The following is a 24576-nucleotide window of genomic DNA, read 5'->3' as shown; positions in this document are numbered from 1 at the left end:
TTGTGCTTGTTTTTTTTCAAGGCAGCCCCCATCTTGGTTTCAAGCTTACTTCCATCTGTTTACGGCCTTATGGCCGCCGTAGAGGCGAAATCATGAAGACAACCATCGAATTGCCTCTCCTGCCATTGCGTGATGTCGTGGTTTATCCGCACATGGTTATCCCGCTGTTCGTGGGGCGCGAGAAATCCATCGAAGCCCTCGAGGCTGCGATGACGGGTGACAAGCAGATTCTTCTGCTGGCCCAGAGAAACCCGGCTGACGACGATCCCGGTGAAGATGCCCTGTATCGCGTAGGTACAATTGCTACCGTTCTGCAGCTGCTGAAGCTGCCTGACGGCACGGTCAAGGTTCTGGTCGAAGGTGAGCAGCGGGGCGCCGTTGAGCGCTTCAGCGAAGTAGACGGCCACTGCCGTGCCGAAATCTCCCTGATCGACGAAGTCGACGCGCCAGAGCGCGAGTCGGAAGTGTTCGTGCGCAGCCTGTTGTCGCAGTTCGAGCAATATGTGCAGTTGGGCAAAAAAGTCCCGGCTGAAGTCCTGTCGTCGCTCAACAGCATCGACGAGCCGGGCCGCCTGGTGGACACCATGGCCGCGCACATGGCCCTGAAGATCGAGCAGAAGCAGGAAATCCTCGAAATCATCGATTTGTCGGCCCGTGTCGAGCACGTTCTGGCGTTGCTGGATGCCGAGATCGATCTGCTGCAAGTCGAGAAACGCATTCGCGGCCGCGTCAAAAAACAAATGGAGCGCAGTCAGCGCGAGTACTACCTGAATGAGCAAATGAAGGCCATTCAGAAAGAGCTCGGCGACAGCGACGAAGGTCACAACGAAGTCGAAGAGCTGAAAAAGCGTATCGATGCCGCCGGCCTGCCGAAAGACGCGCTGGCCAAGGCGACGGCCGAGCTGAACAAGCTCAAGCAGATGTCGCCAATGTCCGCGGAAGCGACCGTGGTGCGTTCGTACATCGACTGGCTGGTGCAAGTGCCGTGGAAGGCCCAGAGCAAGGTGCGCCTGGACCTGGCGCGCGCCGAAGACATTCTGGATGCCGACCACTATGGCCTGGAAGAGGTCAAGGAGCGCATCCTCGAATACCTCGCCGTGCAAAAGCGCGTGAAGAAAATTCGTGGTCCGGTGCTGTGCCTGGTCGGTCCTCCAGGGGTGGGTAAAACGTCCCTGGCGGAGTCGATCGCTCACGCCACCAACCGCAAATTCGTACGCATGGCCCTCGGTGGCGTGCGGGACGAAGCGGAAATTCGTGGTCATCGCCGTACTTACATCGGTTCGATGCCAGGAAGATTGATTCAAAAGATGACAAAAGTGGGTGTCCGCAATCCGCTGTTCCTGCTCGATGAAATCGACAAGATGGGCAGCGACATGCGTGGCGATCCGGCATCGGCGTTGCTGGAAGTGCTCGATCCAGAGCAGAACCACAACTTCAACGATCACTATCTGGAAGTCGATTACGACCTGTCCGATGTGATGTTCCTGTGCACCTCGAACTCGATGAACATCCCGCCGGCGTTGCTGGACCGGATGGAAGTGATCCGTCTGCCGGGCTACACCGAAGACGAGAAGATCAACATCGCCGTCAAATACCTTTCGCCAAAGCAGATTGCTGCCAACGGCCTGAAGAAAGGCGAGCTGGAGTTTGACGCAGAAGCGATCCGCGACATTATTCGCTACTACACCCGTGAAGCCGGTGTGCGTGGGCTTGAGCGTCAGATTGCCAAGGTTTGCCGCAAGGCCGTCAAGGAGCATGCGCTGGAAAAACGCTTCTCGGTGAAGGTTACCGCAGACACGCTGGAGCATTTCCTGGGCGTGCGCAAATTCCGCTACGGCCTGGCCGAGCAGCAGGATCAGATCGGCCAGGTGACCGGGCTGGCGTGGACTCAGGTGGGTGGCGAACTGCTGACCATTGAAGCCGCCGTGGTGCCGGGCAAGGGTCAGTTGATCAAGACCGGTTCCCTGGGTGATGTGATGGTCGAGTCGATCACCGCTGCGTTGACCGTTGTTCGCAGCCGGGCGAAAAGCCTGGGCATTCCCCTGGACTTCCACGAGAAGCGCGACACGCACATCCATATGCCGGAGGGGGCGACTCCCAAGGACGGTCCTAGCGCCGGTGTGGGCATGTGTACAGCCCTGGTGTCGGCATTGACCGGCATTCCGGTACGCGCGGATGTCGCCATGACCGGCGAAATCACTTTGCGTGGCCAGGTACTGGCGATTGGCGGTTTGAAAGAAAAACTGCTGGCTGCCCATCGTGGCGGAATCAAGACCGTGATCATTCCTGAAGAGAATGTGCGCGATCTCAAAGAGATTCCGGACAATATCAAGCAGGATCTACAGATTAAACCGGTTAAATGGATTGACGAGGTCCTGCAAATTGCGCTGCAATACGCGCCGGAGCCCTTGCCGGATGTGGCTCCGGAGATAGTCGCGAAGGATGAGAAACGCGACGCAGATTCTAAGGAAAGAATTAGCACGCATTAGTACGTATTTGCCTGGGGGGCTTTCTTGACAGCTTTTTAGAGCCCTTGTTATAAAGCGGCTCTTAAGTGTCTGTAGGCCATTCAGCACTCGTTTTTGCTTTCACCAAAAAAACTTAGAATCATACTCAAATAGATATAAGGGGACTTAGAGTGAACAAGTCGGAACTGATTGATGCTATCGCTGCATCCGCTGATATCCCGAAAGCTGCTGCTGGCCGTGCGCTGGACGCTGTAATCGAATCCGTCACTGGCGCTCTCAAGGCTGGCGACTCTGTTGTTCTGGTTGGCTTCGGTACTTTCTCCGTAACTGATCGTCCAGCTCGCATTGGTCGTAACCCACAGACCGGTAAGACGCTGGAAATCGCAGCAGCCAAAAAACCAGGTTTCAAAGCCGGTAAAGCACTGAAAGAAGCTGTCAACTAAGTTCGATTCAGGTTTTTACCCATCCGGGTCGGGGTCATGCCTGACTTGGCAGCGGAGCGGCAGTCCTGACTGCAGGTCGCCGGTTCAAGATACCGAGGGTCGCCCGTTCGAGCCCTCGATCCGCTCCGCCAGTTACGAGAAGGCGCATCCTCGGATGCGCCTTTCTTCTATCCGGATTCTACCCACGCTCCACGGTTGCCTAATTTTGAAGTTCAACCGTTTCTGGGGGACGCATGCTGCAGAATATCAGGGACAATTCACAAGGCTGGATTGCCAAGACTATTATCGGGGTCATCGTTGTTCTGATGGCCTTGACCGGTTTCGATGCCATTTTCAAGGCCACGTCGCACAGCAATGATGCGGCCAAGGTCAACGGCGATGAAATCAGCCAGAACGAACTGAGCCAGGCGGTCGATATGCAACGCCGCCAGCTCATGCAACAGCTGGGCAAGGATTTCGATGCTTCCTTGCTGGATGAAAAAATGTTGCGCGAATCGGCTCTCAAGGGCCTTATCGATCGCAAGCTGCTGCTGCAAGGCGCAGAAAAATCGAAGTTCGCCTTTTCCGAAGCGGCGCTTGATCAGGTCATCCTGCAAACACCAGAGTTTCAGGTTGATGGCAAGTTCAGCTCCGAGCGTTTCGACCAGGTGATTCGCCAACTCGGCTACAGCCGTATGCAATTCCGCCAGATGCTGGCTCAGGAAATGCTGATCGGCCAGCTGCGTGCCGGCCTGGCAGGTAGCGGTTTCGTGACCGATGCACAGGTGCTGGCGTTTGCTCGTCTGGAAAAACAGACCCGCGACTTCGCCTCGCTGAACATCAAGGCCGACCCGGCGGCTGTGAAGCTGACCGACGAAGAGGTCAAGGCCTATTACGACGAACATGCCAAGGAATTCATGACGCCGGACCAGGTGGTCATCGATTACCTCGAGCTGAAGAAGGCTTCCTTCTTCGATCAGGTCAGCGTCAAGGACGAAGACCTGCAAGCGGCCTATCAGAAAGAAATCGCGAACCTGTCCGAGCAACGCCGGGCTGCGCACATTCTGATTGAAGTGAATGACAAGACCACCGAGGCGCAAGCCAAGGCGAAGATCGAAGAGGTTCAGGCCCGTCTGGCCAAGGGCGAGAAATTCGAGGCGCTGGCCAAGGAGTTCTCCCAGGATCCGGGTTCGGCGAACAACGGCGGTGACCTGGGTTATGCAGGTCCCGGCGTCTACGACCCGGCGTTCGAAAAGGCCCTGTATTCGTTGGCCAAGGACCAGGTCTCGGGGCCGGTTCGCACCGACTTCGGTTTCCACCTGATCAAGCTGTTGGGTGTGGAAGCCCCGGAAGTGCCAACGTTCGCCAGCCTGAAAGACAAGCTGACCCGTGGTCTGAAAACCCAGCAGGTCGAGCAGCGTTTCGTTGAGGCAAGCAAGCAACTGGAAGACGCCTCGTTCGAAGCGTCCGATCTGGCGCAGCCGGCGCAGGACCTGAAGCTGACCGTCCAGACTTCCAAGCCGTTCGGCCGTGAAGGCGGTGAGGGTATTGCGGCCAACCGTGCCGTGATCACTGCCGCGTTCAGCCCGGAAGTCCTGGATGAGGGGGCGAACAGCACTGCTATCGAGCTCGATCCGGAAACCGTGGTCGTGTTGCGTGCCAAGGAGCACTTGAAGCCTTCGCAATTGCCGCTGGAAAGCGTCTCTGCCGCGATCCGTGTGCAATTGGCCAAGGAGCACGCCAGCGCCGATGCCAAGACCAGGGCTGAAGCCCTGATTGCCAGCCTGCGTGATGGCAAGACCCCGCTGAATCAGGCGGTCGACGGTCAGGCCTGGAAAGTCACTGAAGCGGCGACTCGCGCTCAGGAAGGGGTCGACCCTGCTGTGCTGCAAGCGCTCTTCCGCATGGCGAAGCCTGCGACCAAGGACAAGCCGACCTTCACCAGCGTGACGCTGGCGGATGGCAGCCTGATGATCGTGCGTCTCAATGGCGTGAACGAAGCGGCGGCGCCGACCGAAGAAGAGAAAGCACAGTATCGTCGCTACCTTGCTTCGCGCATCGGCCAGCAAGACTTTGCGGCTTATCGCAAGCAGCTGGAAAGCCAGGCGGACATCAAGCGTTACTGATGCCTGAACAGGTTTAGCGCTGTACAGGAGACCCCGGCCGAAAGGCCGGGGTCTTTTTGTTTGGCCGTACGTCACTTGCCGCGGTGACTTTTGCGCAAAACCGGGGTCAATCAGCCTGTAACCGTTTTAAGACACAATCGATGCTCCGCTAAGCATCGATCTGTTGCACAATATGCCCCGAACCGTTTTCCTCAGGATGTTCAATGTTTAAATCACTTCCCATGCGGATTGTCGGGCTGGCAGCCATGCTTGCCGCTGCGGCCGGTTGTTCATCGAACAAAGGCGCCATCTACGAGCATGAGAACTTCGACGATTCCGGCACCTTTTCCCGAAACTATCCGGTCACCGATACCCAGAGCTGTGAAGCCGCCCGTCGTGCCTTGCTCAGCCAGGGCTACATCATCACCAGCAACGATCCGAAGCTGGTCAGCGGTCACAAGAGCTTCCAGCAGACCGGCGAGAACCACATGGAGATCAGCTTCAGTGTGGTGTGTGCCGATGATGGCAGCGAAGGGCATCACGCGACCGTATTCGCCAACGCCCTGCAGGATCGTTATGCGCTGAAGAAAACCAACAACTCCGCCAGTCTTGGTGTGGGTGTGTTGGGCTCGGTGTCGATGCCGATCGGCTCCTCCGATGACTCGATGGTCAAGGTCGCCAGCGAAACCGTATCGTCTGCCAAGTTCTACGAGCGTTTCTTCGCATTGGTCGAACTGTTCCTGCCGCCGGAAGCGAAAAAGGCTGCGCACATCACCGAAAAACCGAAAACAGACCTGGGCATGCCTGAAGCCAAGGCCGCACCGGCACCGCTCGCGCCTGCCCCGGCAGCCGCACCCGCTACGGAGCCTGCTGCAGTTGCTCCTGGACCGGCACCCGTTGAAGCAACGCCAGCGGCCTCCGAGCCGGTTGCACCGCCTCCTGAAGCGGCGCCAATCACACCGGCCAGTGTAGAGCCGGCACTGGCCCCGCAAATCGTCACGCCACCGGCGAACCCGAGCGACTTGCCACCGCCGAGCGAGCCCATTCCGGCGATGCCTGTCTCCGGCCAATGATGGTGGCACCACAGGATCGGGTCAGATGAACCGATCCTGTGGCCGCCTCAATGATTGACCCGCATCAAGCAAGTCCGATGTTCTGCGGGCTCCCGCGAAAAAACCAATGATAAATTCCTGACCAGCTGCTACGTTTTATTCAGTAGCGACAGAGTGTCGTGTCCGCGTCATTTTTCTTTCACGCAGGCACTTTATGCTCAAGGAATGGGTCATTTATTCAGACGTTTTTCAATACGGGTCGGGGGATTCAAAAATGGACGATTATCAAGAAGAGCTGCTCGAGTACCAGGCTTTCGAACTGGACCCACTGGAACCGGCGGAAGACGCTACCGAGTTGTAGGCGTCAGGCGGATTGGCGATGGCTGCGGCGAAATTCGCCGGGGGTCTGCCCGTTCCAGCGTTTGAATGCGCGTTGAAACGCTTCGGCTGAGGAAAAGCCCAGCAGGTAGGCGATTTCACCGAACGCCAGTTCGGTGTCGCGTATGTAGGTCATGGCCAGGTCGCGACGGGTTTCATTGAGGATTGCGCGAAATTGCGTGCCTTCCTCGGCAAGTTTGCGGCGCAAGGTCCATGTAGGCAGATTCAGGCGTGTCGCCACTTCTTCCAGGTCGGGCTCCCGGCCACCATTGAGCAACGGTCCCAGCAGCGCGATGATGCGTTCACGCAGGCTGCGGGTACGTGTCAATTGTTCCAGCTCGCGCTCGCACAGTTGCAGCAAATGCCGCCAGGTGCTCGGGCAATGCTCGGGGTTGCGCTGGGCGAGACTTGCCAGGCTCAGGCGCAGTTGATTGCGTTCGCCGCCAAACTGAATCGGACAGTCACCCAAAACGTCATAGGCCGCGCGGTAAACGGGTTCCTCGAATTCGATCTCGATACGTTCGGCGCGCAGCGGGGCGGGGCTGACGCTGGATAATTGCTGCAACCAGCCGGCGATGATCGAATCCACCACGAAGCGGTTGTAGGCGTTATAGGGGCTGATCGAATAGAAACGCAGCCATGCACCCTGGGCGTCTTCGTGAAAGCTTGATTGACCCCGATAATTGGAACCATACAAGGCTTCGAATCGAATCAGGCAGCGGGCGGCTTCACGTACTGTCGGCGCCTGGGCTGCGGTGACTCCTGCGAGGCCGATCTGGCTCAGGCGACTGAGTTGACCCATGCGCAAGCCAAGGGCCGGGTTGTCGGTCAGTTGAATGGCGCTGTGGCCCAGGCGCATGTAGCGAGGTATCGACAGCCGGGCACCGGCTTCGCTCAGACGCGCTGTATCGAGGCCGTATTGATCGAGCAATGGCTGCGGATCGACGCCATGACTGCGCACGGCATCGGCCAGGCTATGAACAAAGCCCACCGACAGATCGCCGAGGCGCATCGGCGGCGTTTTCATGGCTTACAACCAGAGGTTCAGCAAACGCGCACCATGGGCGTTGCCGTCGGCAAAGTGCTGGCCGTTACTGCTGAGGAAGCTGTGGCCGGCGCTGCCCTGATCCCAGAACTGGCCCCGCAGGAACACACTGATGCCGGCGACAGCCTGACTGGCCGGTATCTGGGTCGTGAGGGTCAGGCGCTGCCAGGCCTGGCCTTCACTGACTTCTCCAGGCTTCAGGTTGACCGATGCAGGCGCAGGCGATCCCCTGTAGCCGCGCCACGGCTGGTCCCAGGTGCCACGGCCGGCGACAAAGGCCGGTACCGCAACCAGCTGTACGCTTTGGTCGTTGAGCTTGAGGTAGTTTTCCGGGTACCAGCTGTCGCGGCCGATCAATACGCCCAGCCTTCCTGCGGGGGTATCAACGACGTTGAGCGAGTGCTCGCCATTCGCCTTGATCCCGTTCTGTCCTGCGAAAAACGGGTGCATCTGGCGCTGTGGCTGGCCGATCGGCAGGCCTTCGTTGTTGAACACTACACTGCTGTTGTACAGCGCGCCGCGGCCGATTTTCAAGGTGCCGTCGATGATGCTCGGTTCGGGCAGCACAATGGAGCCCGCTACCAGCGTCACGTGGAATTCCCTGGCCAGCCCTCCGAACAATGCCTGGTAGTCCCTGGCCATCGCCTTGGCTTTCATGCGCAGGTGGGCATCGTCCAGACGGTTGCCACCCTCGGCACTGATCAACGCCTTGGCGAACTTGAGGGGATTGCTCACCGCCAGCCAGTTCATGGCCTCCTTGAGGGTGCTGGCCTGATACAACTCATCCTTCTCGCCGCTGACCATCAGCCAGGTACCGATATGTTCCGGCAACACGACGACAGTCTTGCCGTTCAACAAACCCTGGTCCCGGGCTGCCTGCAGATAGGCTGCGAGCTTGCGGTGCAAACGCTCGGGACTTTGATAATCGGTAGGAAACAGTTCGGGCTGAATGCCCAACAGATTGCCACGGTCCGCAGGCGTACCCCGGTCGACAGCCAGGTTGATCCGCAGGTCCGAAAGGTAATGACCCACCGGCCGGTCAGCGGCCCACATCGCGTAGGACGTGAGGGCAGCGAGCAACGCCATGGAGAATGTCAGGTACAAGAATTTGCGCATGGGGAAACAGTTTACAGCCTGGAGCCGGGCTTGGCTTTTCATTAGGGGCTGGATCGAGCATAAAGGGAATCAAGGGCTTGGTGGGCAAATTTCAACGTTGGCGGTTTTTTCGCTGGCGGCTGCCTTTCTGCGCCGGGATCCAGCAACGAACCAATGGGTCAAACGAGAGGTGCATTGACTGGGGGGAGGCCATAAGAGGGGAGGCCGGTCAGCCATCACTTTGCTTGACCGGCTGGCTGGCAAGCGTCATTTGGTGACCAGCAGTTCCGGGCCGAGGTAGTCGTTGATCTGGTTGATATCGTCGTCGCCCAGGCTGCCCACCGAGGAGGCCAGGCGCAGGCGTGACATCAAATAGCGTATCTTGGCTTCGAACAGATCGTGGCGCGCAACGAAGAGCAGCTCTTCGGCATTGAGGACGTCCGAGTTGGTGCTGGTGCCGCCCTCTTTGAAGCCTTTGCGTGACGATGCCAGTGAGCGTTCGTTGGACTCCACTGCCTTCTCCAGCGCGCGAATGCGTTTGGCGCCGCTCAGAATGCCCTGATACTCACGAGTGGTTTCGGTGATGACTTCCTGTCGCGCGGCGTCGAGTTCGTCCATGGCCTTGTCGCTATTGGCACTGGCCTGGCGTGTCAACGCGCTGACGCCGCCACCGCTGTACAGTGGGATATTGACTTCCAGCCCGATCGAGCCGTAGTGGTTGCGTTGATTCAACTCGGAGAGTGACTGGCTCTCACCCGCGGTGTAGCCGGCAATGAAATCCAGTGTTGGCCAGTGGCCAGCCCTGGCACGATTCACTTCTTCTGCTGCGAGGTCGCTGCTATAACGGCGCGCATGGATCAGCGGGCTATCGGTCTGGGCTTTGACCAACCAGTCCTGCAGGTTGCTCGGTAGCAGCGGTGGTGTATCGAAGCTCGGGCGCAAGGTGGTCAGTGACTCGGGGGGTTCGCCGATATATTCCTCAAGCTTGCGGCGCGCGTTGATCAGGTTGTCTTGTGCTTCGATCAGCTCGGCGTCAGCGAGGTCGCGGCGAGCGGCCGACTCGTCGATGTCGGTGACGGTGCCGGCCCCCAGCTCCATACGCCGCTTCGCCGAAGCGAGTTGCTCTTCGAAGGCGGTCAGCTTGGACTTGGCCAGGACGATGGTTTCGCTGGCCAGGAGCACATCGAAATAGCTTTCGGACAAGCGCACCGCGGCGTCCTGGGTCTTGGCATCGAACACCGCGTTGCTGTAGTCGGCACGCTGCTGACCCTGGCGGTACTCGGCCATCTTCTGTTTGTTGAACAGCGGTTGGCGCAGGCGCACGTTGGCGCCCTTGGAGTCGTAATGGAGATCTCTGTCGATGCCGCTCTGGCTTTGGGAGCCATTGACCTTGTTGTGGTAGCCCGAGGCATTGATCTGCGGTAGCAGGCCGGCCTTGCCGATGGCGCGGTTTTCCTCGCCGGCCTGTTTTTCATGCACGGAGGCTTGGTAGATAGGGCCCTGGAACTGCAACAGATCCCAGGCTTGCTTGAGGTCCATGGCGTTGGCCGGCAGGGCCAACCCCAGCAGGCAGAAGAGCAGGCAACGACGTTCCATCTCATTGTTCCTTGAATGAGCTGTCCACACGATCAAGCATTGGTTTAAGAAGATAGCTGATCATGTTGCGTTCGCCTGTCTTTATGGTGACGCTGGCGGGCATGCCGGGGCGAATGTGATTGCTGCCAAGCAGACCCATGCCATCGGGCGTGACCTCCACCTGAGCCAGATAGAACGGTTGCTTGCTTTCCTCGTCCATCAGGCGGTCGGCGGAGATGGTCTTCACGCGGCCGGGGATGTTTGGCGTCCTGGCATGGTTGAAGGCCGGGAAGGAAATGTCCACGGGCAGGCCGGGGACCATCTTGTCGATGGCCTGCACGGGAATCATCGCGTCGACCTGCAGCGGCTCGTTGACCGGAACGATTTCCATGATCTTGAAGCCCGGTTGAATGATCCCGCCGACAGTGGCAATGCTCAGGGCCTGGACCATGCCATCGATGGGCGAGCGAATCACCGTGTGGGTCACTTCATAGTCGAGCGCGCGCAAGCGGTCGGCCAGGGTGGTGTTTTCCTTGGCGGTTTCAGTCAGCTGTGATTCGACTTCCTTCAGGTAGTCGTGCTGGCGCTGCAGGATGCGCAGCTTGATTTCGGTGGTCTGGCTACGCACGCGGGCGATGTTGTTGAGGTTCTCGGCCTGACCGGCGGAGAGCTCGGCATTGCTGCGTTCCAGCTCAAGCAGGCGGTTGCGCGGCACATAGCCTTCGGCCGTCAGCACGCGGGTGCCTTGCAGTTCCTGGTTGAGGAAGCTGATCTGCGAGGCGCGGGCGCTATAGACCTGCTGCAGGCCCTTGAGCTGCACTGCCGACGCTGCCAGGTTCTCCTGCAGGATGCTGATTTCGCCAGCAAGACCGACGCGCCGGGTGTCCAGCAGGCGCTGTTGCAGGTCCATGGCGGCTTCCAGGCGGTGGTCACCTTTGAAACGCTGGAGCAAATCGGGGTCGAAGTTCACCACGTCGCGGCCGTCACGTTCCGCTTCCAGGCGGTTTTCCACGGTCTTGCTGACGATGTACTGGGCGCTGACTGCCCCCTGTTCAGAAGCGGCACGCAACGAGTCGAGGCGGACCACCTCCTGACCTTTTGTCACCAGATCGCCTTCGCGAACGAGAATGGCCTCCACGGTACCACCGCTGAGGTGCTGTACGGCCTTGCGATTGCTGGTGACTTTGACCGTGCCTGTGGCTACCACGCCGGCATCCAGAGGCGCCAGCCAGGACCACAGGAGGAATCCGCCGAAGCCGGCGAGCACCAGCCACACGCCCCACCGTGCGGGCTTACCGACATCCAGATCTACCACGCTCTTGGTATCGGCTTTGATCATCTCGGTGTGTTGGCTCATTTGCATGATCGGTCACTCCCGTGCTTTGACGGAGGCTAGCGGGGTCGACGCGCCTGCAGGCATCACACTGGCCTTGCGCAGCGCTGCGAATACTTCATCGCGCGTACCGAGCATCTGCACGCCGCCGTCGCGCAGCATCAGCACCTTATCGACGGCGCAGAGTACGTTGGGACGGTGGGAAATCAGAATGACGGTGGCGCCACGGTCCTTCAGTTCGGCCAGCGCATCGACCAGGGCCTTTTCGCCGACGTCGTCAAGGTTGGCGTTCGGCTCATCCAGCACGATCAGATTGGGCTCGCCATACAACGCGCGGGCCAAGGCGATGCGCTGCTTCTGGCCACCGGAAAGCGGGCTGCCATCGGTGCCCAGACGGGTGTCATAACCCTGAGGAAAACGCAGGATCATCTCGTGCACGCCAGTGGTCTTGGCGGCGCGGATGACCGCTTCGCTGTCCACTTCGCCAAAGCGCGCAATATTGTCGGCGATGTTGCCCTCGAACAGCTCCACGTCCTGTGGCAGGTAGCCGAGCCATGGACCAAGTTCGCCCTTGTTCCAGGTGAATATGTCCGCGCCGTCCAGGCGCACTTTGCCGGCCTGCGCTGGCCAGACGCCAACCAGCAGGCGGGCGAGGGTGGATTTGCCCGAGGCGGACGGACCGATGATGCCAAGGCTTTCGCCGGGGACAAGGCTGAAGCCCACCCCACGCAGAATCGTGTTGTTGGTACCGGGGGCACCGGCATACACATTCTCCACCGCCAGCATGCCCTGCGGCCGCTGCAGCGACATGCTCGGTGGCCGGCGCGGATAGTCGTGCAGCATCTCGTTGAGCCGGCCCCAGGCCGAGCGGCAGCCGAGCAGTTGCTTCCACGACGCGATGACCTGTTCCACCGGGCCCAGTGCGCGGCCGGTGAGGATCGAGCAGGCAATCATCATCCCCGGGGTGATCTTGCCTTCGATTGCCAGCAGCGCGCCGGCGCCGAGGATCAGCGACTGCAACGTGATCCGCACGAAGCGTCCGGTGCTGCTGATCAGGGCGGCGCGGTCGGAGGCCATGGTCTGCATTTCCAGAATGCGCAGATGGCTCAGGTACCAACGCTTGCTGATCGACGGCAGCATGCCCATGGCCTCGATGACTTCGGCATTGCGCAGGTTGTTGTTGGCGTATTGGGCGGAGGAGAGGGCGGCCTGGTTGGCTTCGGCCAGCGGCTTCTGCGTCGCCTTCTCGGTGAGCCAGGCCAGGGCCACCAGAATCAGCGAGCCGATCAGTGTGAGCAGTCCGAGCAGTGGGTGGATCAGGTAGGCGACCAACAGGTAGATCGGCGTCCACGGTGCATCGAAGAAAGCGAAGAGGGAATTGCCGGTGACGAACTGACGAACCTGGGCGAGATCTTGCAACGCCTGGGCCGGATTACCTCCGGCGCGGCTCAGGTTGCGCTCGAATGCAGCAGTGAAAATGCGCCGGTTGAGCTCCATGTCCAGGCAGTTGCCGACCCTGATCAGCACGCGGGTGCGGACCATTTCCAGCGTGGACATCAGCAGGAACAGTCCAACCACCAGGACCGTCAACATCGCCAGCGTCGTGACGTTGCGACTGACCAGGGCTCGATCATAGACCTGCAGCATATAAATAGCTGGCGTCAACATCATGACGTTTATGACGCCGCTGAACCCTGCCAGCGAGTAAAAACTGCGGCGCATGCGAAAGAGCGCGTCGGCCAGTTCGGAACGGATGCTCGACTGCTTGGGCATGTTGGTCCTCCCACTTCGAAATGCCGGTCGCCCTTGTGGCGCAACAGCTAACGGTAAATGTAGTTCCTCAAACAGCTTATGCACACGCAGGCTGGTCGCTCTGTGGATGGCGAGTCTTCCGAAATCGCTGCGTTGCTCCCTTATGCAGCAGCGTAGGTGGCGGTGAAACAATTCGAAATAACATTTCGCTCTATACCTGCGCTCAACCGCCTATATGTCGTTTAAAAACAGCTAGTTGTAAGACTAAAGGACCAGTCGTCTGTTTTAGCGACGTAATATTGACAAAGAATTGCCATGGGACTTTAGTCTTAGTTATCGGGGGGGCCACCCGCCTGAAGCTTGCCATCGCTTTGGCAACGCAAGGCGCGGTGATTCTCCTGAGAGGAGCAGAATCATGTCGCTCATTTCGTGCTTTTTCAGAGGGACAGGGCTGTCCAGGACGTTCGCCTTCACTTCCAGATTCCATGGCCCGCCCATGGCTCGTATCCGCTCTGCCTGATCGACCGGCGAGCAATTCTCTACGCGAATTTCATGCGCGTATCCCGGGTCCGGGGTAACGCCAGATCTCTCGCCAAAAAACATGACTTACAAACTGCGTAAGCCAGCACTTGACTGGGCGCGGGAGGATTTTCTCGTCCCGTGCCTTTGTGCAGACAGATCGAGGGCAATCCAAAATGGCCAATTTCAACAAGTCGGACCTGGAGTTCATTCTCCAGCAGATTTTCATCGCGGAAGCGGATACTGCTGGCCAGTCGCTCGCCAGCCTGATACCGAACCCGGAATTTGCTTTCGGTCTGCGTACAGTCGACGGGACGTTTAACAACCTGAGACTCGGTCAGAGCGAGTTCGGCGCAGCCGACAACATTTTCCCGCGCATGACCACTCCAGTCTTCCGCCCGGCTGAGGCGGGCACCTCTTACACCCAGACCAGCGGCCTGGTGATCGACTCGCAGCCACGCACCATCAGCAACCTGATCGTCGACAATACCGCCAATAACCCCGCGGCGGTCGCGGCCACTTTCGATCCCGGTCTGGATGGTATCCTCGGCACGGTTGACGATGTCTTGAAGGCCGGTGCGCAGGTCATTACTGGAACCCGTACCGATGGCACGACTTTCCAGACCTTTTTCATTCCGAACCAGTCGCCGGACGTGGGTCTGTCCGCGCCGTTCAACCCGTGGATGACCTTCTTCGGTCAGTTCTTCGACCATGGCCTCGATCTGGTGACCAAGGGCGGCAGCGGCACGGTGTTCATCCCGCTGCAGCCGGACGATCCGCTGTTCGTTCCGGGCAGCCCGACCAACTTCATGGTGTTGACGCGGGCCACCAACCTGCCCGGGCCCGATGGCATCCTCGGCACCGCCGACGACATCCACGAGGCTTCAAACACCACCACGCCATTCGTCGATCAGAACCAGACCTACAGCTCGCACCCCTCGCACCAGGTGTTCCTGCGCGCCTATGAACTCGATGCCGCCGGCAAGCCGGTGGCGACCGGCAAGCTGATCACCAATCGTGACCTGGGCGCCGATGGCCTGTTCGGCACTGCCGACGACGTCGAAATCGGCGGCATGGCCACCTGGAAAGTGGTGAAGGCGCAGGCGCGCGACATGCTTGGCATCGATCTCGACGATCTCGACGTCCTCGACCTGCCGCTGCTGGCGACCGATGCGTACGGCAACTTCATTCGGGGGGCGAACGGCTTTGCGCAGATCGTGACCGCGACCGGCCTGGTCGAGGGCAATCCGCTGGCGCCGATCGACGCGTCGCTGGCGATCCGCACCGGTCACCAGTTCCTCATCGACATCGCGCACAATGCCAGCCCGGTGGACAGCCAGACCGGTGCGCCACTGACGGCCGATGCCGACCTCGTTGCCGGCGGCCCGGTTGCCGCAGGCTCCTACGACAACGAGCTGCTCGACGCGCACTACATCGCCGGCGATGGCCGGGTCAACGAGAACATCGGCCTGACCACCGTCCACTCCATCTTCCACTCGGAGCACAACCGGCTGGTCCAGCAGACCAAGGACACGGTCCTCGCCTCAGCGGCCGCCGGCGACCTGACGTTCCTGAACCAGTGGCTGCTGACGCCCGTCACGTCTGTTCCTGCTGATCTGTCGACCTTGAACTGGAACGGTGAGCGCCTGTTCCAGGCGGCGAAATTCGGCACCGAGATGCAGTATCAGCACCTGGTGTTCGAAGAGTTCGCGCGCACCATTCAACCGCAGGTCGATGCCTTCCTTGACTTCGATGACACAATCAATCCGTCGATCGTCGCCGAGTTCGCGCACACGGTCTTTCGCTTCGGCCACTCGATGCTGACCGAGACCATTGACCGGCTCGACCCCAACTTCGTCTCCAGCGAGATCGGCCTGATTCAGGCCTTCCTCAACCCGCTGGCGTTTGCGACCAGCGGCCCGACCCCGGAGCAGGCGGCCGGCGCCATCGTCCGCGGCTTGACGCGCCAGGTCGGCAACGAGATCGATGAGTTCGTCACCGAAGCGGTGCGCAACAACTTGCTGGGCCTGCCGCTCGACCTGCCCGCCCTCAACATCGCGCGCGGCCGTGATACCGGCATTCCGTCCTTGAACGCGGCGCGCCGTGAATTCTACGCCGGCACCGGCGACAGCCAGCTGAAGCCCTACACCAGCTGGGTCGATTTGGTGCAACACCTGAAGCACCCGGAATCGCTGATCAACTTCATCGCCGCCTACGGCACGCACGCCTCCATTACCAGCGCCACCACGCTCGACGCGAAACGCGCAGCGGCCACGCTCCTGGTGTTGGGCGGCGTCGGTGAGCCGGCGGATCGCCTGGACTTCCTCAACAGCACCGGCGTCTATGCCAACCTGGCAAATGGGGCAACCATTACCGGCGTTGATGCCATCGACTTCTGGATCGGCGGCCTGGCCGAGGAAAAAATGCCGTTCGGCGGGATGCTTGGCTCGACCTTCAACTTCGTCTTCGAGGACCAGCTCGAGAAGCTGCAAAACGGCGACCGGCTCTACTACCTGCACCGCACCCAGGGACTCAACTTCCTGAGCGAGCTCGAGAACAACTCGTTCGCCAAGATGGTGATGCTCAACACCGACGCGACCCATCTCCCGGCCCTCATGTTCTCGAGCCCGACCTTTACTCTCGAGGTCGACCCCACCAGGCAGTTCAACCGGAGCGTGATTGCCGGTCCGGACGGCATTGTGGGCACTGTCGACGACCTGCCTGGCAACACCGATCCCACTGGCGGCACCATGATCAACGGCGTCGAGATCACGCCGCTGGTCATCCGCGACAACCCCAACACGGTCGGTCCCGATACCAACTACCTGCAGTACACCGGCGAAGACCATGTCGTGCTCGGCGGCACCGCCGGCAATGACATTCTCGTCTCTGGCGACGGCGACGACACGCTCTGGGGCGACGCCGGTAATGATCGCCTCGAAGGCGGCTACGGCAATGACGAGCTCGAGGGTGGCGATGGCGACGACATCATCACCGACATGGGCGGCGACGACGTCATCCACGGCGAGGCCGGCAACGACGTCATCCACAGCGGCAACGGCACCAATATCGTCCTCGGCGGTGACGGCAACGATTTCATCGTCACCGGCGACGACTTTACGGAGGTCTTCGGCGGCGCCGGCAATGACTTCATGCTCGGCAGCCGGCTGAACGCACAAATGATGGGCGGCGATGGCGACGACTGGATCGAGGTCGGGACCCAGGACGGCGCCCCCGGCGACAATTTCGCCGGTAACCTGCCACTGGCTTTGCTGGCAGAGTTGGTCGCCGGCAACGACGTCTTCAGCGGTGACGGCGGCTTCGATGAAATGATCGGTGAAGGCGGCGATGACATCTTCATCGGCAGTGAGGGCCCGGACAAGATGTTGGGCATGTCCGGTTTCGACTGGGCCACCTACAAGGATGATCATTACGGCGTGACTGTGGACATGAGCCGCATCGCCTTCGAACAATCGGCCCTGTCGCCTTCGGTTGCAGGCGTGCATACCAAGTTCGCCCAGGTGGAAGGTCTGTCTGGGTCGGCGTTCAGCGACATGCTGACCGGCGATGATGCCGACGCGCTCACGATCGCCACTGCCGGCGTCCCAGGCAGCGTGCTCACCAATATTGACCTCGTCAACGGTCTGCGGGCGTTTCTTGGCGCGGCTGCAGCCGGCCCGGACGGTATCCTGGGCACGGCAGACGATCAGTTCGGCGCTGGCAACATCCTCCTCGGCGGTGGTGGCAGCGACATCGTCGAAGGCCGCGGCGGTGACGACCTGATCGACGGCGACATGTGGCTGAATGTGCGCATCAGCGTGCGCCAGAACCTTGACGGAACCGGGCCGGAGATTGCCACCTTCGACAGCATGGAGCCCATGATCCCGTTCATGCTCGATGGCACCTTCAACCCCGGTCAGTTGGTCATCGTCCGCGAGGTACTGACGGATGCCCCCGCCTTTGACACGGTCTTGTTCACTGGCAACCGGCTCGACTATACCGTCACCACTGTGGGTGGCGTGACCACCGTGGCCGACAGCGTCGTCGGGCGCGACGGCACCGACCGCCTGACCAATATCGAGCGGCTGCAGTTCAACGATCAGTCGCTCACCCTGCCAGGCGGGGTCGGGCTCAACAACGACCCGCTGGGCTTGCTGGCCATCCTCGACGCTGCCAGCAACACCCCGGACGCTACGCCGACCACGGGGCAGCTGCTGAGGGTGTCGGCTGCCGGCGTGACCGATGCCGACAACGCCGGCGGTGCCATCACCGGACCGATCGCCTTCTACTGGCAGTTCGAAGCAGTCCCGGGTACGGGCGTCTTTCAGGACATCACCCGTATTGCGGACGGGGGCGCAGCATTGGCGCACATAACCGGGCCGACCTTCAGGGTGACCCCGGATCTCGCCGGGCTGGAATTGCGCGTCAGGGCCGTCTACAAGGATCAAAATGGTGTGCTTGAGACTGCGTTCTCTGCTCCAACCGCAGCGGTCGTAGCCGGCGTTGCTCCGCCACCGGCAGCCCCGCTGCCGGCCGAGACTCCGGTCGCCAGCACGGGTGTGCACTATATCCGGGCCGATCTGCAGTTCATTCTCGACCAGATTCTGATCTCGGAAAGGAATGCTGCCGGTGAGGATCTCCTCAGCATGCTGCCGAATGCACGGGTGCCTTTGGGCCTGCGCACGGTCGACGGGTCGTTCAACAACCTGGTGACGGGTCAGAACGAGTTCGGTGCAGCCGACACGGTCTTCCCGCGACTGGTTCCGGCGCAGTTCGATACGGCGGAAGCGGGAACCTCTTACGCTCAGACCAGCGGCCTGGTGACTGACTCGCAGCCACGGACCATCAGCAATCTGATCGCCGACAACACCGCCAACAACCCGGCAGCGGTCGCGGCCACGTTCGATCCCGGTCCGGATGGCATCCTCGGCACGGTTGACGATGTCTTGAAGGACGGTGCGCAGGTCGTTACTGGAACCCGTACCGACGGCACGACCTTCCAGACCTTTTTCATGCCTAACCAGTCGCCGGACGTGGGTCTGTCCGCGCCGTTCAACCCGTGGATGACCTTCTTCGGTCAGTTCTTCGACCATGGCCTCGATCTGGTGACCAAGGGCGGCAGCGGCACGGTGTTCATCCCGCTGCAGCCGGACGATCCGCTGTTCGTTCCGGGCAGCCCGACCAACTTCATGGTGATGACGCGGGCCACCAACCTGCCAGGGCCTGATGGCATCCTCGGCACCGCCGACGACATCCACGAGGCTTCAAACACCACCACGCCGTTCGTCGACCAGAACCAGACCTATACCTCGCACCCTTCGCACCAGGTGTTCCTGCGCGCCTACGAGTTCAATGCCGCCGGCGATCCGGTGGCGACCGGCAGGCTGATCACCAATCGTGACCTGGGCGCCGATGGCCTGTTCGGCACTGCGGACGACGTCGAAATCGGTGGGATGGCCACCTGGAAAGTGGTGAAGGCGCAGGCGCGCGATCTGCTTGGCATTAATCTTACCGATGCCGACTTCGACAACGTGCCGCTGCTCGCCACCGACGCCTACGGCAATTTCATCAAGGGCCCGAACGGCTTCCCGATGGTCATGATGAGGGGCGCGGATGGTATCGCCGATACCGCCGATGATGTTCTCGTCGAGGGTAATCCTGCTGCGCCGATCAGCCTGGTCAATGCCGTGCGCACCGGCCACCAGTTCCTCATCGATATCGCCCACAACGCCGTTCCGGTGGACAGCCAGACCGGTGCGCCACTGACGGCCGATGCCGACCTCGTTGCCGGCGGACCGGTGGCCGCAGGCTTCTACGACAATGAACTGCTCGACGCGCACTACATCGCCGGTGACGGCCGGGTCAACGAGAACATCGGCCTGACCACCGTCCACGCGATTTTCCACTCGGAGCACAACCGTCTGGTCCAGCACACCAAGGATGTGGCCATCGCCTCCAACGATGTCAACTTCCTGAACCAGTGGCTGATGCCTGATGCCCAATTGTTGGTGTTGCCAACAACCCCGGCTGAGATCGCTGCCCTGCACTGGAACGGAGAGCGCCTGTTCCAGGCGGCGAGATTCGGTACCGAGATGCAGTACCAGCACCTGGTGTTCGAAGAGTTCGCGCGTACCATTCAGCCGAACATCGATCCGTTCCTTGGCGAACACCAGAATTATCAAACCGAGATCGACCCGGCGATCGTCGCCGAGTTCGCGCACGCGGTCTACCGCCTCGGCCACTCGATGCTGACCGAGACTATCGACCGGCTGGACCCCAACTTCGCCTCGAGCGAGATCGGCCTGATTCAGGCCTTCCTCAATCCGCTGGCGTTTGCGGCCAGCGGCCCGACCCCGGAACAGGCGGCCGGTGCCATCGTCCGCGGCTTGACGCGCCAGGTCGGTAACGAGATCGATGAGTTCGTCACCGAAGCAGTGCGCAACAACTTGCTGGGCCTGCCGCTCGACCTGCCCGCCATCAACATCGCGCGCGGCCGGGATACCGGGCTTCCGACCCTGAACGAGGCGCGTCGTGAGTTCTACACCGCGACCGGCGACAGCAACCTGAAGCCCTACATCAGCTGGGCCGATCTGGTGCAACACCTGAAGCACCCGGAATCGCTGATCAACTTCATCGCCGCCTATGGCACGCACGCCTCCATTACCAGCGCCACCACGCTCGACGGGAAGCGCGCAGCGGCCACGCTCCTGGTGTTGGGCGGCGCCGGCGAGCCGGCGGACCGGCTGGACTTCCTCAATAGCACCGGCGCCTTTGCCAACGTAACGCTGGCCGGCAGCGATGGAGTACTGGGTACTGCCGACGACCTGAGGGATGTGACGGTCACGGGCGTCGATGCCATCGACCTCTGGATCGGTGGCCTCGCCGAGGAAAAAATGCCGTTTGGCGGCATGCTCGGCTCGACCTTCAACTTCGTGTTCGAGAACCAGATGGAGAAACTGCAGAACGCCGACCGTTTCTACTACCTGGAACGCAACGCGGGGCTTAACTTCGTCACCGAGTTGGAGAACAACTCGTTCGCGAGGCTGGTGATGGCCAACACCGATGCGACCCACCTCCCGGCCGTCATGTTCCTGACCCCGGCCTTTACCCTGGAGGTCGACCCGATCAGGCAGTTCAACGCGAGTGTGATTGCCGGTCCGGACGGCATCGTGGGCACCATCGACGACCTGCCCGGTAATGCCGACCCTGTCGGCGGCATTCTCCTCACGCCGCTGGTCATTCGGGACAACCCTGCGACGGTCGGCCCTGATACCAACTACCTGCAGTACACCGGCGAAGACCATGTGGTGCTCGGTGGCTCGGCCGCCAATGACATTCTCGTTTCTGGCGACGGCGACGACACGCTCTATGGCGACGGTGCCAATGACCGCCTCGAAGGTGGCTACGGCAACGACTTCATCATCGGGGGCGACGGCGACGACATCATCACCGACATGGGTGGCGACGACACCATTCATGGCGGCGACGGCAACGACGTCATCCACAGTGGCAACGGCGTGAACCTGAACCTCGGCGGCTCCGGCAAGGACTTCGTCGTCACCGGTGAGGACTCCTCGGAGGTCTTCGGTGGCGCGGGCGACGACTTCATCATGGGCAGTATGGCCGACGAACAACTGATGGGTAACGAAGGTGACGACTGGATCGAGAGGGGAACCGCCGATGGTGCTCCCGGCGACAATTTCGACCCGAACGGGCTCGACTTGATACGCGGTAACGACATCTTCATCGGCACCGGCGCGCCCGACAGATTCATGGCCGAAGGTGGCGACGACATCATGTTCGGCAACGGCGGCGCGGGGGACCGCTACCTGGGTGGCTCCGGTTACGACTGGGCCGGCTTTAAGGACGACCCGTTCGGCGTGTCCGTCGACCTGGGCCTCGCCGACATCGCTATCGCGCCGCCACTGCCGGAGTTGGCGGCAACCGTGGCTCGGTTCCAGCTGGTGGAAGGTCTGACGGGATCGCACTTCAGCGACATCCTGCGTGGCGATGATGCCGATGCCACCGTGATCGCGGCTGCCGGTGCTCAGGGCAGCGTGCTCACCAACTTCGACCTGGTCAGCGGCCTGCGCTCGTTCGTCGGCGCCGCCGGCAACGGGGTGGATGGCATCGCCGGCACGGCCGACGATCAGTTCGGCGCCGGCAACATCGTCCTCGGCGGCGGCGGCAGCGACATCATCGAAGGTGGTGGTGGCGATGACCTGGTCGACGGTGACAAGTGGCTCAACGTACGTATCAGCGTGCGGCAGAACATTGATGGCACAGGTCCGGAGATCGCAACGTTCGACAGCATGGTCCAGCTGGAGCCGCTCATGCTCAACGGCACCTTCAACCCCGGCCAACTCGTTGCCGTCCGTGAGATCCTGACGGATGCGCCTGACCCCCTTAACCCTGGCCATTCCTTCGACACGGCCCTGTACACCGGCCTTCTGGCCGACTACACCGTCACCGAGAACGTCGACGGCACGGTCACCGTGGCCGACAGCGTCGTCGGTCGGGACGGCACTGACAGGCTCAGCAGTATCGAGCGGCTGCAGTTCGCCGATCAGTCGCGGGTCCTGGTGGCGGGCTTGAACGCCGAGCCGGTGGGCTTGCTGAGGATCAGCGATGGCACGCCGGCCGTTGGCCAAGTGTTGACGGTGTTGGCCGACACCGTCAGCGATGCGGACAATGTCGCTAGCGCAGGTGCGATCGCCAGTCCCATCGCCTTCGTATGGCAGGTCGAAACAAACCCGGGCACCGGTATCTTCGACGACATCGGTATTGCGCTCGGAGGCGGACTAGGAACCGCGACCGGTCCGACCTTCACGGTGACCGCGGCTGAGGAGGGACTGCTGCTGCGCGTCAGGGCCGTCTATCAGGACGCCCACGGCGTGCTGGAAAGCGTGTTCTCGGCGCCGACCGCGCCAACTGCGCCGCTCGGCGGCAGCCCCTTCAACGTCCTGCCGGTTGGCACTGTGCTGATCAGCGATACGACCCCGACGGAAGGCTCGGCCTTGACCGCCACGGATGCGTTCACCGACGCCAACGGGACCACAACCTCGGTGATTACCCGTCAGTGGCAGGCGGGGAACGGTGCAATCTTTGCCGACATCGCCGGCGCGACGGGCACGACCTTCACGCCCGGCCAGGCGCAGGTCGGTCAGCAACTGCGTATCGTCGCGAGTTACACCGATGACCTCGGCACACTTGAGCGAGTCACCTCTGCCGCAACGACAGTGGTCGGTGATGTGTTTGTCGGTACCGCCGGGGGCGACATATGGACCGGTACCGCAGGCGACGACGTGGCCAGCGGAGGTGATGGCAATGACCTCCTGAACGGCTTGGGCGGCAACGACATCCTCAATGGTGACGCGGGCAATGACGTGCTCATCGGCGGTGGCGGTACCGACACGATGGCCGGCGGTGCGGGCATCGATATCTACGAAGTCACCGACCTTGGGGACGTGGTGAGCGAGCTCGCCGGTGCCGGCGACGACTCGGTCTGGACCTCGCTGGCGAGCTACACCCTGGGGGCCAACGTCGAGAATCTGTATTTCGGCGGCAGCGGCCACTTTGCGGGCACCGGCAACGCGCTCGCCAACACGCTCGTGGGTGGTGCGGGTAACGACGTCCTCATCGGTGGCGCAGGTGCCGACGCGATGGCCGGCGGTGTCGGCAGCGACATCTACGAAGTCACCGACCTTGGGGACGTGGTGAACGAGCTCGCCGATGCCGGCAACGACTCGGTGTGGACCTCGCTGGCGAGCTACACCCTGGGTGCCAACGTCGAAAATCTGTATTTCGGCGGCAGCGGCAACTTTGCGGGCAGCGGCAACGCGCTCAACAACACGATCGTGGGCGGTGCGGGTAACGACGTCCTCAACGGCAGTGGCGGTAACGACGTCATCGTCGGTGGCGCAGGTGCCGACGCGATGGCCGGCGGTGTCGGCAGCGACATCTACGAAGTCACCGACCTTGGGGACGTGGTGACCGAGCTCGCCAGCGCAGACATGGATACGGTCTGGAGCTCGCTTGCGAGCTACACCCTGGGTGCCAACGTCGAGAATCTGTATTTCGGCGGCAGCGGCAACTTTGCGGGCAGCGGCAACGAGCTCAACAACACGATCGTGGGCGGTGCGGGTAACGACGTCCTCACCGGCGGCGCAGGTAACGATGTCATCATCGGTCGTGCCGGTGCTGACACGATGGCCGGCGGTGTCGGCAGCGATATCTACGAAGTCACCGACCCTGGGGACGTGGTGAGCGAGCTTGCCGGTGCCGGCAACGACTCGGTCTGGACCTCGCTCGCCAGCTACACCCTGGGTGCCGATGTCGAGAATCTGTTTTTCGGCGGCAGCGGCAATTTCGTGGGCTCCGGCAACGCGCTCTCCAACATGCTCGTGGGTGGTGCGGGTAACGACATTCTCATCGGCGGTGGCAGTAACGACCTGATGAGTGGCGGCGTCGCCGGCAACGATATTTTCGAGTTTGCTGCCGCGGGTTTCGGCAACGATACGATCCTGAACTTCGGCGCCAATCCGGCCGCAGGGCAGGACTTGCTCAATATCGCGGCACTGGGGATCAACAGCGCCACGTTCGCTGCCAACGTGAGCATAACGGCTGACGGGGCGGACACCGTGGTCGGGATCGGGGTGGACACCATCCGCCTTGTGGGTGTCAGCAGCGTGGCCGTTGATCAGACGGACTTCAATCTGGCCACTTGAGGTCCTGGCCAGTACTGTCGCAGAGAGCGTAGACAGCGGAGGGGAGGGCAATGGATGCCCTCCCTTTCTCTTTCCACTCAATTGCCTCATGAATGCATTCGGTGT

Annotated in this window: 10 protein-coding genes; 5 read left to right on the top strand and 5 right to left on the bottom strand. The window is 61.2% G+C overall.

The features are described 5' to 3' along the window. Nucleotides 1-92 precede the first annotated feature (92 nt). The 4 genes from lon (at nt 93) to AC06G5_RS20245 (ending at nt 6068) form a co-directional block, all read left to right on the top strand. Entirely contained in the window at nt 93-2489 is a 2397-nt protein-coding gene (gene lon / locus AC06G5_RS20260; RefSeq protein ID WP_413427021.1) for an endopeptidase La, read from the top strand. A gap of 149 nt (nt 2490-2638) precedes the next feature. Further along, nucleotides 2639-2911 carry an HU family DNA-binding protein gene (locus AC06G5_RS20255; protein WP_002552737.1) on the top strand — a complete coding sequence of 91 codons (273 nt, stop codon included), beginning with the start codon at nt 2639-2641 and terminating at the stop codon, nt 2909-2911. Between the two features lie 233 nt (nt 2912-3144). Continuing rightward, on the top strand, nt 3145-5016 hold the full coding sequence (locus AC06G5_RS20250) for a SurA N-terminal domain-containing protein (protein WP_413427019.1): 1872 nt from the start codon (nt 3145-3147) through the stop codon (nt 5014-5016). Between the two features lie 203 nt (nt 5017-5219). Continuing rightward, nucleotides 5220-6068, top strand: coding sequence for a DUF2242 domain-containing protein (locus AC06G5_RS20245; protein WP_413427017.1), 849 nt, complete (start codon nt 5220-5222; stop codon nt 6066-6068). 343 nt (nt 6069-6411) lie between these two features. Here AC06G5_RS20245 and AC06G5_RS20240 read toward each other — a convergent pair whose 3' ends face one another. The 5 genes from AC06G5_RS20240 to AC06G5_RS20220 all read right to left on the bottom strand — a co-directional run bounded on the left by AC06G5_RS20240 (nt 6412) and on the right by AC06G5_RS20220 (nt 13246). Further along, the gene (locus AC06G5_RS20240) at nt 6412-7452 is read right to left on the bottom strand and encodes an AraC family transcriptional regulator (protein ID WP_413427015.1); all 1041 of its coding nucleotides are present in this window, start codon (nt 7450-7452) and stop codon (nt 6412-6414) included. Between the two features lie 3 nt (nt 7453-7455). Beyond that, nucleotides 7456-8586 (bottom strand): nitrilase-related carbon-nitrogen hydrolase, encoded by a 1131-nt coding sequence (locus AC06G5_RS20235; protein WP_413427013.1) that lies wholly within the window; start codon nt 8584-8586, stop codon nt 7456-7458. Nucleotides 8587-8832: 246 nt separating this feature from the next. Beyond that, entirely contained in the window at nt 8833-10161 is a 1329-nt protein-coding gene (locus AC06G5_RS20230) for a TolC family outer membrane protein (protein ID WP_413427011.1), read from the bottom strand. A gap of 1 nt (nt 10162) precedes the next feature. Further along, complete coding sequence (locus AC06G5_RS20225; protein WP_413427009.1) at nt 10163-11503, bottom strand: HlyD family type I secretion periplasmic adaptor subunit; 1341 nt, start codon at nt 11501-11503, stop codon at nt 10163-10165. Nucleotides 11504-11509: 6 nt separating this feature from the next. Beyond that, entirely contained in the window at nt 11510-13246 is a 1737-nt protein-coding gene (locus AC06G5_RS20220) for a type I secretion system permease/ATPase (RefSeq protein ID WP_413427007.1), read from the bottom strand. 674 nt (nt 13247-13920) lie between these two features. Between AC06G5_RS20220 and AC06G5_RS20215 the strand changes: the two genes are divergently transcribed. Then, complete coding sequence (locus tag AC06G5_RS20215) at nt 13921-24471, top strand: peroxidase family protein (protein ID WP_480458197.1); 10551 nt, start codon at nt 13921-13923, stop codon at nt 24469-24471. Nucleotides 24472-24576 lie beyond the last annotated feature (105 nt).

It is taken from the genome of Pseudomonas sp. WT-JTC, assembly GCF_056711565.1.
The sequence above is the reverse complement of the archived record's forward strand: the minus strand, read 5'-3'. Positions and strand labels throughout refer to the sequence as shown.